The sequence below is a fragment of the Cupriavidus sp. 05N38 genome, from assembly GCF_056397345.1.
Window position 1 is genome coordinate 75,937 of the sequence record NZ_JBFTNF010000001.1, and the last position, 17,782, is coordinate 93,718.

The 17,782-nt window shown below is 68.8% G+C and carries 17 protein-coding genes and 1 pseudogene; 14 read left to right on the forward strand and 4 right to left on the reverse strand.

Features of this window, described 5'->3' with window-relative positions:
- Positions 1–2 precede the first annotated feature (2 nt).
- From AC1DK4_RS00315 to AC1DK4_RS00345, 7 genes are all read left to right on the forward strand, one after another.
- Positions 3–983: a 4-hydroxythreonine-4-phosphate dehydrogenase PdxA gene (locus AC1DK4_RS00315; RefSeq protein WP_441614883.1), complete on the forward strand. Its 981-nt coding sequence runs from the start codon at positions 3–5 to the stop codon at positions 981–983.
- Positions 984–1,389: 406 nt separating this feature from the next.
- Positions 1,390–5,643, forward strand: coding sequence for a molybdopterin-dependent oxidoreductase (locus tag AC1DK4_RS00320; protein ID WP_477131352.1), 4,254 nt, complete (start codon positions 1,390–1,392; stop codon positions 5,641–5,643).
- 45 nt (positions 5,644–5,688) lie between these two features.
- Entirely contained in the window at positions 5,689–6,147 is a 459-nt protein-coding gene (locus AC1DK4_RS00325) for a nitrate reductase associated protein (protein ID WP_441614887.1), read from the forward strand.
- A gap of 336 nt (positions 6,148–6,483) precedes the next feature.
- The gene (locus AC1DK4_RS00330) at positions 6,484–6,867 is read left to right on the forward strand and encodes a cupin domain-containing protein (protein ID WP_441614889.1); all 384 of its coding nucleotides are present in this window, start codon (positions 6,484–6,486) and stop codon (positions 6,865–6,867) included.
- Between the two features lie 73 nt (positions 6,868–6,940).
- Positions 6,941–8,254 carry an epoxide hydrolase family protein gene (locus AC1DK4_RS00335; RefSeq protein ID WP_441614891.1) on the forward strand — a complete coding sequence of 438 codons (1,314 nt, stop codon included), beginning with the start codon at positions 6,941–6,943 and terminating at the stop codon, positions 8,252–8,254.
- Positions 8,255–8,354: 100 nt separating this feature from the next.
- The gene (locus AC1DK4_RS00340; protein ID WP_441614893.1) at positions 8,355–8,696 is read left to right on the forward strand and encodes a hypothetical protein; all 342 of its coding nucleotides are present in this window, start codon (positions 8,355–8,357) and stop codon (positions 8,694–8,696) included.
- 305 nt (positions 8,697–9,001) lie between these two features.
- Positions 9,002–9,331, forward strand: coding sequence for a CppA family protein (locus tag AC1DK4_RS00345; RefSeq protein WP_441614894.1), 330 nt, complete (start codon positions 9,002–9,004; stop codon positions 9,329–9,331).
- A gap of 79 nt (positions 9,332–9,410) precedes the next feature.
- Here the strand turns inward: AC1DK4_RS00345 and AC1DK4_RS00350 are convergent, their stop codons facing one another.
- On the reverse strand, positions 9,411–9,686 hold the full coding sequence (locus tag AC1DK4_RS00350; RefSeq protein ID WP_441614896.1) for a hypothetical protein: 276 nt from the start codon (positions 9,684–9,686) through the stop codon (positions 9,411–9,413).
- 54 nt (positions 9,687–9,740) lie between these two features.
- Here AC1DK4_RS00350 and AC1DK4_RS00355 point away from each other — a divergent pair, with 54 nt between their 5' ends.
- Positions 9,741–9,917 carry a LysR substrate-binding domain-containing protein gene (locus AC1DK4_RS00355; RefSeq protein WP_441614898.1) on the forward strand — a complete coding sequence of 59 codons (177 nt, stop codon included), beginning with the start codon at positions 9,741–9,743 and terminating at the stop codon, positions 9,915–9,917.
- 21 nt (positions 9,918–9,938) lie between these two features.
- Here AC1DK4_RS00355 and AC1DK4_RS00360 read toward each other — a convergent pair whose 3' ends face one another.
- The gene (locus tag AC1DK4_RS00360) at positions 9,939–10,730 is read right to left on the reverse strand and encodes a carboxymuconolactone decarboxylase family protein (protein ID WP_441614900.1); all 792 of its coding nucleotides are present in this window, start codon (positions 10,728–10,730) and stop codon (positions 9,939–9,941) included.
- Positions 10,731–10,871: 141 nt separating this feature from the next.
- Between AC1DK4_RS00360 and AC1DK4_RS00365 the strand changes: the two genes are divergently transcribed.
- From AC1DK4_RS00365 to AC1DK4_RS00380, 4 genes are all read left to right on the forward strand, one after another.
- Positions 10,872–11,795 carry a LysR family transcriptional regulator gene (locus AC1DK4_RS00365; RefSeq protein WP_441614902.1) on the forward strand — a complete coding sequence of 308 codons (924 nt, stop codon included), beginning with the start codon at positions 10,872–10,874 and terminating at the stop codon, positions 11,793–11,795.
- Between the two features lie 181 nt (positions 11,796–11,976).
- The gene (locus tag AC1DK4_RS00370; RefSeq protein WP_441614904.1) at positions 11,977–12,861 is read left to right on the forward strand and encodes a LysR family transcriptional regulator; all 885 of its coding nucleotides are present in this window, start codon (positions 11,977–11,979) and stop codon (positions 12,859–12,861) included.
- Positions 12,854–14,041 (forward strand): YbfB/YjiJ family MFS transporter, encoded by a 1,188-nt coding sequence (locus AC1DK4_RS00375; protein WP_441614906.1) that lies wholly within the window; start codon positions 12,854–12,856, stop codon positions 14,039–14,041. The genes AC1DK4_RS00370 and AC1DK4_RS00375 overlap by 8 nt, the downstream gene beginning before the upstream one ends.
- Positions 14,042–14,093: 52 nt before the next feature.
- Positions 14,094–15,212, forward strand: a complete 1,119-nt coding sequence (locus AC1DK4_RS00380; RefSeq protein ID WP_477131353.1) for an NAD(P)H-dependent flavin oxidoreductase — start codon at positions 14,094–14,096, stop codon at positions 15,210–15,212.
- A gap of 20 nt (positions 15,213–15,232) precedes the next feature.
- Here the strand turns inward: AC1DK4_RS00380 and AC1DK4_RS00385 are convergent.
- A pseudogene (locus AC1DK4_RS00385) lies at positions 15,233–15,358 on the reverse strand (aldehyde dehydrogenase family protein); the annotation flags it as partial.
- Here AC1DK4_RS00385 and AC1DK4_RS00390 point away from each other — a divergent pair.
- A complete protein-coding gene (locus AC1DK4_RS00390; RefSeq protein ID WP_441614910.1) occupies positions 15,351–15,740 on the forward strand; it encodes a hypothetical protein in 390 nt (129 codons plus the stop codon). The pseudogene AC1DK4_RS00385 and the gene AC1DK4_RS00390 overlap by 8 nt on opposite strands.
- A 277-nt stretch (positions 15,741–16,017) precedes the next feature.
- On the forward strand, positions 16,018–16,929 hold the full coding sequence (locus AC1DK4_RS00395) for a substrate binding domain-containing protein (protein WP_441614912.1): 912 nt from the start codon (positions 16,018–16,020) through the stop codon (positions 16,927–16,929).
- A 240-nt stretch (positions 16,930–17,169) separates the two neighbouring features.
- Here AC1DK4_RS00395 and AC1DK4_RS00400 read toward each other — a convergent pair whose 3' ends face one another.
- Positions 17,170–17,649 carry a nuclear transport factor 2 family protein gene (locus tag AC1DK4_RS00400; RefSeq protein WP_441614914.1) on the reverse strand — a complete coding sequence of 160 codons (480 nt, stop codon included), beginning with the start codon at positions 17,647–17,649 and terminating at the stop codon, positions 17,170–17,172.
- Positions 17,650–17,782 lie beyond the last annotated feature (133 nt).

Genomic DNA, 17,782 nt, shown 5'->3' on the forward strand with positions numbered 1-17,782 from the left:
ACATGGCAGCCCTGCCCCGCATTGCACTCTTTATCGGCGACCCCGCCGGCATCGGCCCCGAGATCACCGCGCGGCTGCTCGCCGATCCCGCGCTGCCCGGGCGCGCGCAGGTGGCGCTGATCGCCAGCCGCGCCGCGCTGGAAGCCGGCGCCCGCGCGGCCGGCGTGCCCGTGCCGCAGGCGGCTCCCTGGCTGGAGATCGTCGACTGGCCCGGCATGAACGCCACTTTCGCCGCCGGCGTGGCCGCCCGCGACAATGGCGCCTTCATGCTGGAGGCGCTGACGCTGGGCGCGCGCATGGTCACCGCCGGCCAGGCGGACGCGCTGTGCTTCGGCCCGCTCAACAAGGGCGCGCTGCGCCTGGGCGGCATGCAAGAGGAAGACGAGATGCGCTGGTTCGCCAGGCTGCTGGACTACCAGGGCCGCTGCGGTGAATTCAATGTGCTCGACAAGCTCTGGACCGCGCGGGTGACCTCACATGTACCGCTCAAGGCGGTCTCGTCGCTGCTCACGCCCGGCGGCATCGACGGCGCCATCCGCATGCTCACCGACGCCCTCAAGGCTTCCGGCAACGCCGCGCCGCGCATCGGCGTGTGCGGCCTCAACCCGCACAACGGCGACAACGGCAACTACGGCAGCGAGGAAGGCGACATCATTGCGCCCGGCATCGAACAGGCCCGCGCCGCCGGCTATCACGCCGAAGGCCCCTATCCCGCCGACACCATCTTCGTGCGCGCGCGCAACGGCCATCTGGACGGCATCGTCACCATGTATCACGACCAGGGCCAGATCGCGACCAAGCTGCTGGGTTTCGAGGTGGGCGTCACGGTGGAGGGCGGCCTGCCGATCCCGGTCACCACGCCGGCCCACGGCACCGCCTACGATATCGTCGGCCGGGGCGCGGCCACGGCCGACGCCATGACCAATGCCTTCGACCTGGCCTGCCGCATGGGTCTCAGCCACCGCGCCGGGCGGGCCGCCTAGCGCTTCGCGCCGCGCAGGATCCGGCCGCTTGCCCGGCCACCGCCTGCCGCGCTCCCTGCCCGGGAGGACCCGGGATGACCCTGCGGCCACTGCCACGATGAGCCGGCGCCACCCGCGCCGGGGTCCGGCGCCTCACGCCGGGCCGATCGCAACGCCCGCCGCTCCCGCAATGCACAAAACCGGCCCCAGTAAGCACCGGTTTTGTGCATTCGCGCACCGCGCCGCGCCAAAAGCACCGCCCAACACCTGGCGCGCTACTTGCGTAGACCTCTTCAGCACGGGATCAATGCCGGTCCCTCGATGAATTCACTGCATTCGTAGCATCAGCACGAGCTTGGGCAACGGCGCCCTGCCTGTTCAGTCTTTCGACTGCACCGGCAGGGCGCTTTTTTTTGGAAACCTGCGCATGAGCACCGCCAGCGGCAACGCCCGCACCGTCAACACTGTCTGCCCGTATTGCGGCGTCGGCTGTGGCATGACCCTGCACGTGGAAAACGAGCAGGTGGTGAAGATCTCCGGCGACAAGGAGCATCCCACCAACTTCGGCCGCCTGTGCACCAAGGGCTCGTCCGCCCACGTGGCGCTGCGCAAGTCCGGCCGGCTGGAGCATGCCTTCGTGCGCCGCCAGCGCAAGCAGGACCCGGTGCCGCTGCCGATGGCGCAGGCCATTTCCGACACCGCCCGCAGGCTGCGGGCCATCCTCGATACGCACGGCCCGGATGCGCTGTCGTTCTATGTGTCCGGGCAGATGTCGATCGAGGCGCAGTACCTCATCAACAAGCTTGCCAAAGGCTTCGTCGGCACCAACAACATCGAGTCGAATTCGCGCCTGTGCATGGCCAGCGCCGGCAGCGGCTACAAGCTGTCACTGGGCGCCGACGGTCCGCCCGGTTCCTACCAGGATTTCGACCGCGCCGACCTGTTCTTCGTGAGCGGCGCCAACATGGCCGACTGCCACCCGATCCTGTTCCTGCGCATGATGGACCGCGTCAAGGCCGGTGCGCGGCTGATCGTGGTGGACCCGCGCCGCAATGCCACCGCCGACAAGGCCGGCCTGTATCTCCAGATCAAGCCGGGCACCGACCTGGCCCTGCTCAACGGCCTGCTCCACCTGCTGCACAGGAACGGCAAGACCGATCCCGCCTTCATCGCCGAATTCACCGAAGGCTGGGAGGCCATGCCGGCCTTCCTGGACGACTACACGCCCGAGCGCGTGGAGGAGATCACCGGCATCCCCGCCGCCCAGGTGCGCCAGGCCGCCGAGTGGATCGGCGATGCGCCCGAGTGGATGAGCTGCTGGACCATGGGCCTGAACCAGAGCACCCACGGCACCTGGAACACCAACGCCATCTGCAACCTGCACCTGGCCACCGGCAAGATCTGCCGCCCCGGCAGCGGGCCGTTCTCGCTGACCGGCCAGCCCAACGCCATGGGTGGCCGGGAGATGGGCTACATGGGTCCTGGCCTGCCGGGCCAGCGCTCGGTGCTGGTGGAGGAGGACCGCGCATTCACGGAACAGCGCTGGGGCGTGCCCGGGGGCACCCTGCACACGCGACTGGGCGGCGGCACCGTCGACATGTTCGCGCGCATGGCCGCCGGCGACATCAAGGCCTGCTGGATCATCTGCACCAATCCGGTCGCCACCGTGGCCAACCGCGCCAACGTGATCGCGGGGCTGCAGGCAGCCGAGCTGGTGATTGCCCAGGACGCCTTCCTCGACACGGAGACCAACCGCTACGCCGACGTGCTGCTGCCGGGCGCGCTGTGGGCCGAGGCCGAAGGCGTGATGATCAACTCCGAACGCAATATGACGCTGATGCAGCAGGCCATCGCCCCGCCCGGCGAGGCGCTGCCCGACTGGCAGATCATCGCGCGGGTGGCCTGCGAGATGGGCTATGCCGACGCCTTCGGCTATCGCAGCGCGGCGGAGGTCTTCGACGAGATCACTGGCTTCGACAATCCCAAGACCGGCTACGACCTGCGCGGCGCCAGCCATCTGCGCCTGCGCGAGACGCCTTTGCAGTGGCCCTGCTCCAGCGCGCACGGACCGGATCGCAATCCGCTGCGCTACCTCAACGACGGCACGCATCAGGCGCCGATGACGCCCGCCGGCGGCGAACCTCCGCGCCTGTGGTTCGCCACGCCTCAAGGCAAAGGCGTGTTCTTCGCGCGTCCGCATGCCGATCCCGCCGAGATGCCCGACCGCGAATACCCGATCGTGCTCAATACCGGCCGCCTGCAGCATCAGTGGCACACCATGACCAAGACCGGCAAGGTGGCGATGCTCAACAAGCTCAATCCCGGGCCGTTCGTCGAAATCCATCCGGAAGACGCGCAGGCGCTCGGCGTGCGCGACAAAGACCGCGTCGAGATCCGCTCGCGCCGCGGCCGCGCCGTGCTCCCGGCGGTGGTGACCGAACGCGTGCGCGCCGGCAACTGCTTTGCACCGATGCACTGGAACGACGCCTATGGCGACGAGCTGTGCATCAACGCCGTGACCAGCGATGCGGTCGACCCGATCTCCCGGCAGCCCGAGCTCAAGTTCTGCGCGGTGGCACTCAGCCGCGTCGCCGACGTGCCCGCGCAAGCCGGGCAGGATGCGCCGCAAGAGCACGCCACGCCCCAATCAGCTCAAGCAGCCCAAGCAGTCCAAGCAGCCCGGYACGCGCCAGCCCAGCCTGACAGCATGACCACGGAATCCGAAATGACCCGCATCGACGCATTCGCCGCCCTGCTCGACCTCCCCGCCGCCAGCGCACCCGTGCTCGGCGACGCGGAGCGCCTCTACCTGGCCGGCTTCGTTGGCGGCCTGCGCCTGGCCGGCGGCGCGTCGGGCCAGGCCGCGCCGATGCTGCCCGCCAGCGCACCGGTGGCCCCTGAAAAACGGCTTTGGCTCAACGGCCTGCTGGCCGGCATGTTCTGCCGCGCCGATGCCGGCAACGCCGTGCCCGCGGCCGTGCCTGGCGCACCGGCCGCGCCGGCCACCGGGACCTCCCCGACCGGGGTGGCCGAGCCCGCCATCAAGATCGTCGGCGCGCGCCCCGTGGTCACGCTGCTGTGGGCCTCGCAGACCGGCAATGTCGAGTCGCTGACCGAGCGCTACGCCACCGCGCTGATGGAATCCGGCTTCGAGATCCGTAGCGCCTGCATGGCCGACTACAAGCTCGCCTCCCTGGCCAAGACGCAGTACCTGCTACTGATGAGCAGCACCTTCGGCGACGGCGATGCGCCCGACAACGGCCAGGGTTTCTGGCAAGCGCTGGCGGCGGACCTCGCGCCGCGCCTGGAGCACCTGCGCTACGCCGTGCTGGCCTTCGGCGACAGCAGCTACGACCAGTTCTGTGGCCACGGCCGCAAGCTCGATGCGCGCTTCGCGCAACTGGGAGCGCGTGCGCTGCTGGAACGGGTCGACTGCGACAGCGACTTCCAGGCCACCGCCGACGCATGGCTGGATAACGTGACGGCGCGCATCAAGGCGGAGCACGCCGCGCTGCACGCCACCCCGCCCGAAGGCATGATTCCCGCCGTGATTCCCGGCACCGTCCCCACCAAGGCCAGCCCGGCGCCCTCGCGGCTGCTGCAGAACCTGCGCCTGAACCGGCAGGGCGGCAACAAGGACACGCGCTACTTCGCGCTCGACGTGGGCGATTCGGGGCTGGAGTACGAAGCCGGCGACGCACTTGGCGTATGGCCGAGCAACTGCCCCGGGCTGGTGGACGAACTGCTCGCCGTGAGCCAGTTGCGCGCCGACACCGCGGTGACGGTGCCGGGACTGGGCGAGATGCGCCTGGCCGATGCGCTCGGCAAGCATTTCGAGATCGCCCGTCCGGGCCCCGACGCACTCGCCATGATCGCCGCGCGCAGCACCAACCCGGGCCTGAAGTCGCTGCTGGCCGCATCGCGCAAGGACGACCTCAAACAGTGGCTATGGGGCCAGCAGCTGGCCGACGTGCTGCACGAATACCCGGCGCAACTCAGCGCGGCCGAGCTGCTGGGCACGCTCAAGCGCTTGCAGCCGCGCCTGTACTCCATCGCCTCCAGCCCCAGGGCCCATGCCGGCGAAGTGCACCTGACCGTGGCCGCCGTGCGCTACCACAACGGACGGCGCCAGCGCAAAGGCGTGTCGTCCACCTTCCTGGCCGACCGCGCTGACGGTGTCAGCGTGCCGGTGTTCGTGCAGAAATCCGCGCACTTCCGCCCGCCGCGCAGCGGCGACACGCCCATGATCATGGTCGGGCCGGGCACCGGCGTCGCGCCATTCCGCGGCTTCCTGCACGAACGGCTCGCGCGTGGCGACCGCGGCCGCAACTGGCTGTTCTTCGGCGAGCAGCACGCCGCCAGCGACTTCTACTACCGCGACGAGCTGGAGACCATGCGCGACAAGGGCCTGCTGACGCGCCTCGATCTCGCCTTCTCGCGCGACCAGGCCGACAAGATCTACGTGCAGGACCGCATGCGCGAACAGGGCGCGCAGCTATGGGCATGGCTCGAGGCGGGTGCGCATTTCTACGTATGCGGCGACGCCAGCCGCATGGCCAAGGACGTGGACGCGGCCCTGAGGGACGTCGTGCAGGTGCATGGCGGCCTGAGCCAGGAAGCCGCCGGCGACTACGTGACGGCAATGTCCGCCGGCAAGCGCTATGTCAGGGACGTCTACTGACGCGCCGGCAGCAAACGCGCCCACGGACAAGAGGAGACCAAAGACATGAGCGGCCCATTCTTCGCATTCGAAGCCGACTTCGTCGCCACGCTGCGATGCGTCCCGATGATCGTTCGCTTCAACCTCGACCTGTGCGGGATCAAGCTGTCGCTGCGCGCCTGGAACCGCTTCGATCACGCCACGCGCGCGGACCTTGCCGCCATGCCGGCAAGGACCCAGGCGGAGATCGCGACCTATCGGGACTACGTCTGCGACGCGCTGCTCGCCATCGGTGAGCAGCCCTCGCCGGTGGCGGTCGACGACTATCCGCTGTGGAAGGTAACCAGCGACATCCCCGCGCCGATCCGTGCCAGGGCCGATGCGCTGGCAATCATGCTGGGCGGGCGCGTCTGCTGGCAGGGCCTGACCTCGCTGCAGCGATTCGCCCTGCTCAAGCTCACGCGGGGCGGCCATGAGAATGCGAACTTCGTGCCCGCGCTGCGCGAGTTCGGCCTGCTTGCCTGACCATCCGGGCCGTTGCAACCGGGGAGCCGAGGCCGCGCGCGGGCCAGTCGGACTCCGTCCAGGGYCCGCTCGGTGCAGCCAGGCAGGCCGATGCGCGCCGTGGCTTCCCGGGCCAGCATTTCGTGCCGGATAGACCACCGGCGGCTCGGCGCGGTGGTTCGGCGCGGTGGTTCGGCGCGGGTCCGCCCTGTACCCTCGTGTATCCACCACCGCCGCGCGGACACTGGGTTACAACAATCCCCTCCGGCCGATACATCGCCGATACGTGCCGCTGCTGAAATGGCGTCTCCTCTGGCCTCAACGACGAAGGGACACCAAATGAAATCGACTCGAATCATGGCGGCAGCGTTACTTGTTCTCGGCAGCGGATTGACGATGCAGGCGGCGCAGGCGCAGCAAGCGGGAATCCACCGCACCGATCTCCTGCAGCAGGATCTGAGCGTGCCCGGGCGCGAGGCCGTCCAGGTGCGGGTCGACTTCGACCGTGACGCGTTCGCACCCAAGCACGCGCATCCGGGCGAAGAGATTGCCTATGTCCTCGAAGGCACGCTGGAGTATCAGCTCGGCGACAAGGCGCCGGTCACGCTCAAGGCCGGCGAGGCCTTGTTCATTCCGGCCGGAACGGCGCACTCGGCGAAAAATGTCGGCGGCGGCAAGGCGTCGGAGCTGGCAACGTATATCGTTAAAAAAGGGGCTCCGCTGGTCGTGCCGGTCAAGTGAGTCGCTCCTTGTCGCGCTTTGTCGCTCCTTGATACGACCTTGATCCAGGAAACCACGGCACATGAGGTGCAAGATGAGCACACAGGAATCAACCAGGGCTCCCGTCCTGTCGCGCCGAGCCCTGCTCCTGAGCGGAGCGGCAACGGCAGCCCTTGCGATGTTCCGCCCCGTCATGGCTGCCGTCCAGCCCGACGCGGGGCAGCGCTATGCGGCAGATGCCATCCGCCCCTTTCGCGTTCATGTTCCGCAAGCAGCGCTCACCGACCTTCACCGCAGGCTCGCCGCGACGCGTTGGCCTGACCCTGAAACGGTGAGTGACCGCTCCCAGGGAGTGCAGCTCGTAAAGCTCCAGGCACTCGTGCAGTACTGGGGGACGAGCTACGACTGGCGAAAGGCAGAGGCGAAACTCAACGCCTTGCCGCAGTTCCTGACGAATATCGACGGCCTGGACATTCATTTCATCCACGTGCGCTCCCGTCATCCGCAAGCATTGCCACTCATCATGACCCACGGCTGGCCCGGTTCGGTCTTCGAGCTGCTGAAAGTCATCGGCCCGCTGACCGATCCCACGGCGCACGGCGGGGCCGCCGAGGATGCCTTCCATCTTGTGATTCCGTCCATTCCAGGCTTCGGCTTTTCAGGCAAGCCCACGGGCACCGGCTGGAACCCGGACCGCGTCGCCCGCGCGTGGGACGTCCTCATGAAGCGCCTTGGATATACGCGCTACGTCGCGCAAGGCGGCGACTGGGGTGCCATCATTTGCGATGCCATGGGCCGTCAAGCTCCCGAGGGTCTGCTCGGCATCCACGTCAACAGGGTCGAGCGCGCGACGACTCTCCCGCCGGACGTCGCGAAGGCGCTGAAGAATGGCGATCCGGCACCGGCGATCCTCACCGCCGAAGAAAAGGCGGTGTTTGACCAAGCCAGGGAGTTCCTTGGCAAGGGCTTTGGATACGCCGCGATCATGGGGACGCGCCCCCAAACCATGGCATACGCCCTGGCCGATTCGCCGGTGGGACTGGCGGCGTGGATCTACGACAAGATCGCTGATTGGGTGTTCACCCGCGGCGAACCGGAGCGCTCGCTCACCCGCGACGAGATGCTCGACGACATCACACTCTACTGGCTGACCAACACAGGCCCCGCAAGCGCGCGGATCTACTGGGAAACCAACGCCAGTAGCCCCAATGTAGCCAGCATCTCGATCCCGGCGGCGGTGACGATCTTCCCCGGGGAGGTCTACAGGCCGCCGAAGAACTGGGCCGCACGCGCCTACCGCAACCTCATCTACTACAACCAGGTGGACAAGGGCGGCCACTTCGCGGCCTGGGAAGAGCCGGTCCTGTTCAGCACCGAGGTGCGTGCCGCGTTCCGGCCGCTGCGCTGAGCGCGGCGTGCGGCTAGTGTAGGAATGCGCGGTATGCGCGAGAGCCCGTCATGGAACATCTGGTATAGATTGAATCCATCGCACATGGACGGAATATCGCATGCCAGAAAAGCAAGGACCAAGGATCCGGAATGCCGCGTTTTCGGGCGCGCTCGTATGCGCGGCACTCGTGGCGGGATGTGCCGCCCAGACAGCGACCCCGGTGCCGAACCCGGGCCCGCAAGGCGGCCGCGGCACGCCGGAAGGCTGCCAGGCAGACAAGGTTGGCGATGATGCCCTGATCGGCAAGGCCGAGGCAGACGCCGTCACCCTGCTCCAGGGCTGCGCCTGGCGGTTTGGTGACCGGGAAGGCCAGCATATGCCCGCAACCATGGACTACAACCCGCAGCGCCGCACGCTGGACGTCAAGGGGGGAAAGGTGACCGCGGTACGCCGCGGGTGAGCAGCTACGCCTGGGCTGCATCGGCCGCGCAGGCTGCTTGCGATTCGGCTGGCCAGCCTCGCCTGCCACGACGCCTGCCCCCCCGGAAGTGACATCTGGCGGTCCTGTTTCGAACGTGCCGCACGGCACGTTCACCTCGAATTCCACGGCTTGCAGGGGGGCGACAGCAGTTCGCCGGTAGCGGCTGGTCAATCACAACCGGACCAGCCAGCCGGCTTTCCATCGAACCGTTCCTTGAAAATCCCCGAATACTGTATATATTTACAGTTACTGTATGGATGAACAGTATTCGCGGGGAGCCCAGCATGGAACATCTGGTCCGGGTACAGAATGAATATGATCGCCAGGTCCTGGCATGGCTGCGGGAACGGATTGGCGACGCGGCCCTGCAGGCAGCCGCCCAACGCCTGGCCGGTGACCGCAAGCCCTATCTTTCGACAATCTGCCGCAGCCTGAAGGTCACGCCACCGAGCCGACGCGCACTGCGCAACCAGGCTGGCCGCGCCACCCGTGAGGTCGGGGACCGCTACCTTGCCTCGATCCGCCAGCTTCTCGCGCGGCCGGCGCCGGCACAGCGCCATGCGCAAGTTCCGGGGAATCCGGGAAATCCACAGCACGAGGGCCGTCGGCTCTAGGCTGCCTGGCATCAACGCCCGCAACGCCAGCAACGGTGGGCAGCAGCGCCCACCGCCCTGCGCCCTCCGCACAAGAGCATCAACTCGCCATGCGGTCCGTGGCACGCACATCGCGTGTGCCATCGGTGAACACGTCGCGGTTCATCATGGCGATTGCGCCGGCGTCGGTACCCTGGTGCGCACCGTCCTGGTACGCGTCGCGCTGGCGCGCGCCGTCGGAGAAGGCGTCAGGCTTGCGGGCGCCCTGGCTGAAGCTATCGAACGCCGGCTGTTGCGCGGCGAGCGCCGGCAGCGTGAGCGCGGCAAGCAGCACGGCGGATGCCATGGCGAGCATTTTCTTGCGTGGGGTTTTCATCTTGTACCTCGGCGTATTGGTTTCGATGGATCCGTCAGTGCCACGGACCGGCCTGTGCGCGAACACCTGGCCAGCGGGCGACTGGTGCCGGTGCTGCCCGAGTGGAACGCCGGCACGCTGCCGCTGTTCGTCATGTACCCGCGCAACCGGCACCTGACGGCCAAGGTGCGCGTCTTTATCGACTGGGTGGCGCGGCTGTTCGACGCCGAACCCCGCCTGCCGCAGGCCTGAGCAGCCAGCCCGCGCGCGCGGTCAGTGCCGTGCCAGCGCGCGTTCGGCCAGGACGTCCTTCGCCGCCAGCGCCGCGTTGATGGCGCGCGGAAACCCTGCATAGGCCGCGACCTGGATGATGGCCTCCACCATCTGCGCCTGCGTGCCGCCCACGTTCAGCAGGCCGTGCATATGGACCTTGAGCTGCGGCGTGGCCGAGCCCATCGCCGCCAGCGCGGCCACCGTGATCATCTCGCGGCAAACCAAGTCCAGCCCGGAGCGTGCGTAGATGTCGCCGAAGCCGAACTCGATGATGAAGCGGCCCAGGTCGGGGGCGATTTCCTGCAGCGAGGCGATCACGCGCTCGCCGGCCTCGCCGTCGATCTCGCGCAGGCGTTCAAGCCCGGCCTGGTAGCGCGAGGCGCTCACCGGCTGCGGCGATGCAGATGCCGCCACGCCGATACCCGCGGCGGCAAAGACCGTCCTCAGCACGGCCATGCCGTTGAGCGCCACCGGGAAGCCTGCGTAGACCACCAGGTGGATCATGGACTCGACCAGCTCGGCCGGCGTGCAGCCCGCGTTCAGTGCGCCCGCCAGGTGGAACTTCAGTTGCGGTTCGAGCCCGCCCATGGCGGCCAGCGCGGCCACGGTGACCAGTTGCCGCTGCGGCAGCGTCAACCCGTCGCGCGGATAGATCTCGCCGTAGACAAAGCCGATGGCAAGGCTGGCGAGATCGGGGGCGATGTCGCCGAGCGCAGCGAGGATTGAAGCGTCGGTGGTGTTTTCGATGGCGGCAAGCTGCGCGCGGCCGAGTGCCATGGTCTGCGGGGTCATTGGCTGTTTCCTTGGTCCGGTAAGTCGGTGAGTCGGTGAGTCGGTGAGTCGGTGAGGCAAGCTTAGCGAGCGCCCTCGCATGCCGCCAATGCCTTCGGCGTGATACCTTGCGCGTATCAGCAAGCAAGGATCGCGAAGCCCATGCAGCCCCGCCTGGAACTCTGGCAACTCAACTACTTCGTGGCCGTGGCCGACGAACTGAGCTTTCGCCGCGCGGCCGAGCGCCTGTCGATCACGCAGCCGCCGCTGACCCGGCAGATCCAGGCGCTCGAGGAAACCATCGGCGCGCGCCTGTTCGAGCGCGACCGCAATGGCGTGTCGCTCACCCCGGCCGGCAGCCAGCTGTTGCCCGAGGCGCGCGAGCTGCTGGCCAGCGCCGACGCCCTGCTCGCCCGTGCCCGCAAGCGCGCCAGGCGCGTCGGCGGCCTGCGCCTTGGCATCACCACCGTGGTGGACGCCGCCCTGTTCACGTGGCTGGCGCCGGCACTGCAGGCGCGGGCACCCGACGTGCGGCTGGTGCAGAAGCGGCAGATCTCGCAGCAATCCATCGCCGACCTGCGGCGCGGCGCGCTCGACGCCGCGCTGATCGGCCTGCCCTCGGCCACCGGCGAACTGGAGGTCGAGCATCTGTTCGACGACCCGCTGGTGGCCGCGCTGCCGGCCACGCACCGCCTGGCCCGACGCAAGCGCATTTCCATCCTGGAACTGCAGTCCGATCCGCTGTTCTGGTTCCAGCGGCGCTTCAACCCGGCCTACTTCGACCACTACGAAGCCTTGTTCCGCACGCTCGGCTACGCGCCACCCCGCCTGCCCGAGCCGTCCGACCATCATGTGCTGCTCGGGCTGATCGCCGACGGCCAGGGCGTGGCGCTGGTGCCAGCCTCGCTGCAGGCCATGGCGCGGGTGGGCGTGATCTACAAACCGCTCAAGGAAGCCGCCGTGCTGCGCATCGGCGTGGCGCTGGCCCTGGCCCCCGGAAACCCGGCGCCGGCCCTGCCGCTGCTGCTGCAAACCCTGCGCGCACGCTATCGCCCCGGCCCGGGCCCGAAATCCCGGCGGCGCTGAGCGCCCGGTCCCGCGCGTCCTGCACGGCCTTGCAGGCGGCCACCCGTGCGCATTCCCGTGCGCATTCCCCGCGCATGGCAGGGTTTTCTTGACTTATTTATCCCCATAGATGATAGTTAACAACGATACATTCTCTTTTTAAGAACGAACTCCGGTCCGTTCTGCATCGAAGGATTTGCCCGTGGACCTCGCCGAACTGGAAATCTTCAGGGCGGTGGCGCTCGAAGAAAGCGTCACCCGTGCCGCCAAGGCCCTGGACCGCGTGCAGTCCAACGTCACCACGCGCGTGAAGCAACTCGAGGAGGAACTCGGCGTGGCCCTGTTCCTGCGCGACAGCAAACGCATGACGCTGACCCCCGAGGGCCAGCGCTTTCTCGGCTACACCGAGCGCCTGCTGGCGCTGGCAGAGGAAGCCCGCCAGTCGATGCGCGCCGACCTGCCGTCCGGGACGCTGCGGGTGGGTGCCATGGAAAGCTCGGCGGCCGCCCGGTTGCCGCGTCCGCTGGCGCGCTACCACGGCAAGTGGCCGGACGTGCGCATCGAGATCCAGACCGGCACCACGCAGGCGCTGATCGACGCCCTGCTTGCGCATCGTATCGACTGCGCCGTGGTGGCGCATCCCGGCGACGGCGCCCCCGAAGCGCTGGACATGGACGCGCTGGGTCCGGGCCTGGAGGGGAGCTTTCTCTTCTCCGAAGAGCTTGTGCTGGTGCTGCCGCCGAGCCATCCGCCGGTACGCTCGCCGCAGGACCTCACGCTGCGCAGCCTGGCCACTTTCTCGCGCGGCTGTACCTACCGCATGTGCATCGAGGACTGGCTGGCCAGCTCGGACGGCCCGCGCCCGGTGCTCAACATGCTGGAACTGTCCTCCTACCATGCCATCCTGGCGTGCGTGACGGCGGGCTCGGCCGTCGCCATCGTGCCCCGCTCCCTGCTCGCGCTGCATCCGGACACCGCCGCGCTGCAGGCCGTGCCGGTGCGCACGGCGCATACCTTCCTGGTACGCCGCTCGGGCTTCATGACCTCGGCATATGCCGCCTTCCTGCGCGAGCTCCAGCATGGCTAAGGCACAACCGGAGCGCCTCGCGCAGCCCGGCGGCGCTGCCTCGCACATGGCCATCGCGCACTGGCTGCCGGCGCTGGCCGCCTCGCTGGTGCTGTCAGTCGGCATGGGCTTTGGCCGCTTCGCCTTCACGGGCATGTACCCGATCATGGTGCGCGACGGCCTGCTCACCGTCAGCGCCGGCTCACTGGCCGCTTCCGCCAACTATGCGGGCTACCTGGCAGGCGCGCTTGCGGTGACCCGCATCTCGCCGCGCGCCACGCCGATGCTGTGCCGCATCGCCCTGGCCGGCACCGCCTTGTGCCTGCTCGCGCTGGCATTCCCCGCCGCGCCGTGGTTCATCATCGGCGTGCGCTTCATTGCCGGATTCCTCAGCGCCATCTCCCTGGTCGCCGCCTCGGTGTGGCTGTTCCAGGTGGTGGGCGACCCGCGTGGCGCGCCGCTGCTGTTCGCCGGCGTGGGCGCCGGCATCCTGCTGTCGGCCGAGGCCATCGCCGCCGGCAACCTGGCCGGCTGGCACAGCCCGTTGCTGTGGGCCGTGCTCGCGGCCGGCTCGGCGGTGCTGTCGCTGCCGGCATGGCGCCAGCTCGGCAAAGCCGTGACGCCACAACCGGCGCAAGCGGCCGACGCGGCCGAAGCCACCGCCGGCAATGGCGCGGGTCCGGGCCCGTGGCCGCTGCTCGCCAGCTATGGCCTGGCCGGCTTCGGCTATATCGTCACCGCGACCTATCTGCCGCTGTTCGTGCGCGACGCGCTTGGCCATGTCGATCCGATCCATGTCTGGGCCGTCTTCGGCCTCGGCGCGGCACCCTCGTGCTTCCTGTGGCACGCCTTGCATGAACGCCTCGGCACGCGGCGCGCGCTCGCCCTCAACATGCTGGTGCAGGCGGTTGGCGTGATCCTGCCGGCGCTGCGGCATTCCGCGCCGGCCTACCTGGCCAGCGCGCTCCTGGTCGGCGGCACCTTTGTCGGCACCGTCACCATTGCCATGCCGGCGGCCAAGCGCGTGGCCCACGCCGTGAAATTCAACCTGCTGGCCGCCATGACTGCCACCTATGGCGTGGGGCAGGTAGCCGGGCCGCTGGTGGCCGACGCGCTGATGGCGCACAGCCACAGCTTCGCCGGCCCGCTTGCCGCCGCGGCGGCCGCCTTGCTGGCCGCCACCGTCGTCCTTTTCCTGTAGATGCCCAGATGCCGCACGCGGGCATGACCACCGCTTCCGAAGGAGTCCTTCCATGAACCATCCCACCGCCGCTGCGCAACCACACTCCCTGCTATCCCGGCTCGGCATCGTCGCGCCGATCATCCAGGCGCCCATGGCCGGTACCAACACGCCAGCGCTGGCCGCCGCCGTCACCAACGCGGGCGGCCTGGGCTCGCTCGGCGTTGGCGCCACGGATGCCAGCGGTGCCCGCAAGCTGATCCAGGAAACCCGTGCGCTGACCACCGGGCCGTTCAATATCAATGTGTTCTGCCACGCGCCCGCGGTGGCAGACGCCGCGCGCGAGGCGCAGTGGCTGGCGTATCTCGCGCCGAGCTTCGCCGAATTCGGCGCCACGCCACCGGCAACCCTGCGCGAGATCTACAAGAGTTTCGTGGCCGACGAGGCCATGTTCGCCATGCTGCTCGAAGAGCGGCCGGCCGTGGTGAGCTTCCATTTCGGCCTGCCGCCGCAGCCCTGGATCGCCGCGCTGCGCGATGCGGGCATCTACCTGATGGCGACCGCCACCAGCGTAGAGGAAGCCCGCCAGGTGGCCGATGCCGGCGTGCACGCCATCGTGGCGCAGGGCTGGGAAGCCGGCGGCCATCGCGGCGCGTTCCAGCCCGAAGCCCGTGACGAGCAGCTCGGCACGCTGGCGCTGGTGCGACTGCTGGTGCGCAACACCTCGCTGCCGGTGGTGGCCGCCGGCGGCATCATGGACGGCGCCGGCATTGCTGCCGCGCTGGCGCTGGGCGCGCAGGCGGCGCAGCTCGGCACCGCCTTCGCGTCCTGCCCGGAGAGCGCGGCGGACGCGCCCTACCGCGCCGCCCTGCTGGCAGGCGAGCCGACCCGCACCACGCTGACCCGCTCCATTTCCGGCCGCGCCGCGCGCGGCTTCGTCAACCGCCTGACCGAACTGGGCGAAGCGAAGGATTGCCCGCCGCTGCCGGCCTACCCGATCGTCTACGACGCCGGCAAGGCGCTCCATGCCGCGGCCAAGGCGCGCGGCAATGCCGCCTTCGCCGCGCAGTGGGCCGGCCAGGCCGCGCAGCTGTCGCGCGGCCTGCCAGCGGCGGAGCTGGTCGYGGTGCTGCGCGCGGAGCTGGCCGAGGCGGTGGCAGGCCTGAGCCGCTTCGGCGCGGGCGCTGGCTGAAACAGCGTACGGCCTGGCCGCTACGCGGCCAGGCCGCCCAGGCAGACATACTTCACCACCAGGTACTCTTCGATGCCATACCTGGAGCCCTCCCTGCCCAGCCCGGACTGCTTGACGCTGCCGAACGGCGCGACCGCGGTGGCCACACGCCTGCGCCGGCTGCTGGTGGCCATGCTCAAGCACTGGCGCGCGCATTTCGAGCAGTACGAAATCCTGTTCTCCGGCTCGCGGCGCCGGCCCGTGCCGCGCACCAGCGACGGCACGCCGTTTGGCCGCTCGGATGTGGCGATGCGCGCGTACCAGCTCTATCAAAGCGCGGTACGCGATGTGTTCGACACGCTGCCGCGCCATCCCATGTCGCTGAAACTGGCCACGGACAGCATCGTGGTGGCGATCCACGGCGCCGTGGCCGTGCCCCTGCATCTCGAAACCATGAAGTGGTCCGCCGGCGAAAAGCTGGCCACCACCATCGCGGATGCCTTTATCTGCGCCTGGACCGCCGCGGCCAACACCCCGGCCGAGTCCTGAGCGCCCCCCGGGCCAGCCGTGACGAAGTGCCCAGGTTTCCCGCTGCCGTCCGCGTGGCGCAACATGCGCGGCGCATGGCCTCGCGCTACACTGCTGCCCGGCTCGTGCAGTAAGCTGGAAGCACGCCGCATCCGCACTAGCATTCGCACGACCGCATTCGACAAGACCAGCCCATGAGCGCACTCCCTTCCACCACGACCATTGCGGCGCGCCCGGGCCCGGCTACGGCAATCGGCGGCCTGGCTGACGACGTCATGGCCCGCACACTGCACGCAAGATGAAACGGCAATTCGACGATCTGCAACTGGGCAGCATAGAACTGTTCTGCCTGGCGGCGGAACTGAGCAGCTTCACGGCGGCGGCGGTGGCGGCCAGCGTCACGCCAGCGGCGGTCAGCCGCTCGGTGTCGCGGCTGGAAGGAAGGCTTGGCGTGCGGCTGTTCGTGCGGACCACGCGGCAGATCCGGCTCACCGACGAAGGCCGCGCTTATTTCGAGCAGGCGCGCCGAGCGCTGGCGCAACTGGTGGATGCCGAGCGGCAGGTCTCCGGCCGGCACACCAGCCCGGCCGGCCTGCTGCGCATCAGCCTGCCGACCCCCTACGCGCACTATCGCGTACTGCCCGTGCTGCCCGAGTTCCGGGCGCGCTACCCGCAAGTGGAGATCGAGACCCACATCAGCAACAGCAATGTGGATTTCGCCGACGACGGCTTCGACCTGTCGGTGCGCGGCCGCGCGCCCGACGATTCCAACCTGATCGCGCGCAAGCTCGAAGACGCCGAACTGGTGCTGGTGGCGGCGCCGGCCTACCTGGCGCGGGCCGGCGTGCCGGATTCGCTGGATGCGCTGCAGGCGCACGACTGCATCCAGTTCGAGCTGCCCAGCAGCGGCCGGCACATTCCGTGGGTGTTCCGCGAAGGCGGCGAGATGGTCGATGTAGCCACCACCGGCGGCTACAGCTGCTCGGACGATGTGCTGGGCGGCGTCACGCTGGCGCGCAGCGGCGCGGGGCTGTTCCAGACCTACCGCTTCGTGGTGGAGCAGGACCTGCGCGACGGCAGGCTGATGGAGGTACTGCCGCAGTTCGGCAGCGCCACCCGGCCCTTCATGCTGCTCTACCCGCACGCGCGGCATATGTCGTCGCGCGTGCGGGCGTTCGTGGACTTCCTGGTCGACAAGTTCGCCGCGTAGCGCCCGCGGCAGGCTTTGCGCGAGTTCCGCTTACGCAGGCGCAATCTGCGCGATCACCACAGCACCACCGCTGCATTGGCCGGCAATTGCGTCGCGGGTACGCCGCGCGCGCATGGCCGGCATTGCGCGAGCGAGGCGGGGCAAGACAGTGGGCAGGAGGAAGGCGCCGCCACCGTCGGATCACGGCAGCGGCAGCGGCACGGCGGGCATCAAGCCGCGTGCCGCACGCCGCATGGCCGGTCAGAAGCCGAGATCGCTCAGGCTGGGGTGATCGTCCGGGCGGCGGCCCAGCGGCCAGAAGAACTTGCGGTCCGCTTCCTTGATCGGGGCATCGTTTATGCAGGCGAAGCGGCGCTGCATCAGGCCGGCCTCGTTGAACTCCCAGTTCTCGTTGCCATAGGAGCGATACCAGTTGTTCGAGTCGTCATGCCATTCGTAGGCGAAGCGCACGGCGATGCGGTTGCCCTCGAAGGCCCACAATTCCTTGATCAGCCGGTAGTCCAGTTCCTTCTGCCACTTGCGTGCCAGGAAGCCGACGATGGCCTCGCGCCCGTTGACGAACTCGGCGCGGTTGCGCCAGGCGCTGTCGACGGTGTAGGCCAGCGCCACGCGCTGGGGGTCGCGGCTGTTCCAGCCGTCTTCGGCGCCACGCACCTTCTGGATGGCGGACTCAAGGGTGAACGGGGGAAACGGCGGACGGGACTCGGCTGGGGTCGACATGGGTTCTCTCCTCAAAGGAACAATGCAGCGGGATGCAGCGGGATCTGGCGGCGGTTGGCACTGGGTCGGCACTGGATCGATACAGACCTGTCTACATTATTCGAGTAGACAGATCTGTATGTCAAGGAGAGAT

What these genes read in the sequence shown, in the direction of transcription:
- AC1DK4_RS00315 (WP_441614883.1), top strand. Translation starts at nt 3, where the DNA reads ATGGCAGCCCTGCCCCGCATTGCACTCTTTATCGGCGACCCCGCCGGC.
- AC1DK4_RS00325 (WP_441614887.1), top strand. Translation starts at nt 5,689, where the DNA reads ATGAGCGGCCCATTCTTCGCATTCGAAGCCGACTTCGTCGCCACGCTG.
- AC1DK4_RS00330 (WP_441614889.1), top strand. Translation starts at nt 6,484, where the DNA reads ATGGCGGCAGCGTTACTTGTTCTCGGCAGCGGATTGACGATGCAGGCG.
- AC1DK4_RS00335 (WP_441614891.1), top strand. Translation starts at nt 6,941, where the DNA reads ATGAGCACACAGGAATCAACCAGGGCTCCCGTCCTGTCGCGCCGAGCC.
- AC1DK4_RS00340 (WP_441614893.1), top strand. Translation starts at nt 8,355, where the DNA reads ATGCCAGAAAAGCAAGGACCAAGGATCCGGAATGCCGCGTTTTCGGGC.
- AC1DK4_RS00345 (WP_441614894.1), top strand. Translation starts at nt 9,002, where the DNA reads ATGGAACATCTGGTCCGGGTACAGAATGAATATGATCGCCAGGTCCTG.
- AC1DK4_RS00350 (WP_441614896.1), bottom strand. Translation starts at nt 9,686, where the DNA reads ATGAAAACCCCACGCAAGAAAATGCTCGCCATGGCATCCGCCGTGCTG.
- AC1DK4_RS00360 (WP_441614900.1), bottom strand. Translation starts at nt 10,730, where the DNA reads ATGACCCCGCAGACCATGGCACTCGGCCGCGCGCAGCTTGCCGCCATC.
- AC1DK4_RS00365 (WP_441614902.1), top strand. Translation starts at nt 10,872, where the DNA reads ATGCAGCCCCGCCTGGAACTCTGGCAACTCAACTACTTCGTGGCCGTG.
- AC1DK4_RS00375 (WP_441614906.1), top strand. Translation starts at nt 12,854, where the DNA reads ATGGCTAAGGCACAACCGGAGCGCCTCGCGCAGCCCGGCGGCGCTGCC.
- AC1DK4_RS00395 (WP_441614912.1), top strand. Translation starts at nt 16,018, where the DNA reads ATGAAACGGCAATTCGACGATCTGCAACTGGGCAGCATAGAACTGTTC.
- AC1DK4_RS00400 (WP_441614914.1), bottom strand. Translation starts at nt 17,649, where the DNA reads ATGTCGACCCCAGCCGAGTCCCGTCCGCCGTTTCCCCCGTTCACCCTT.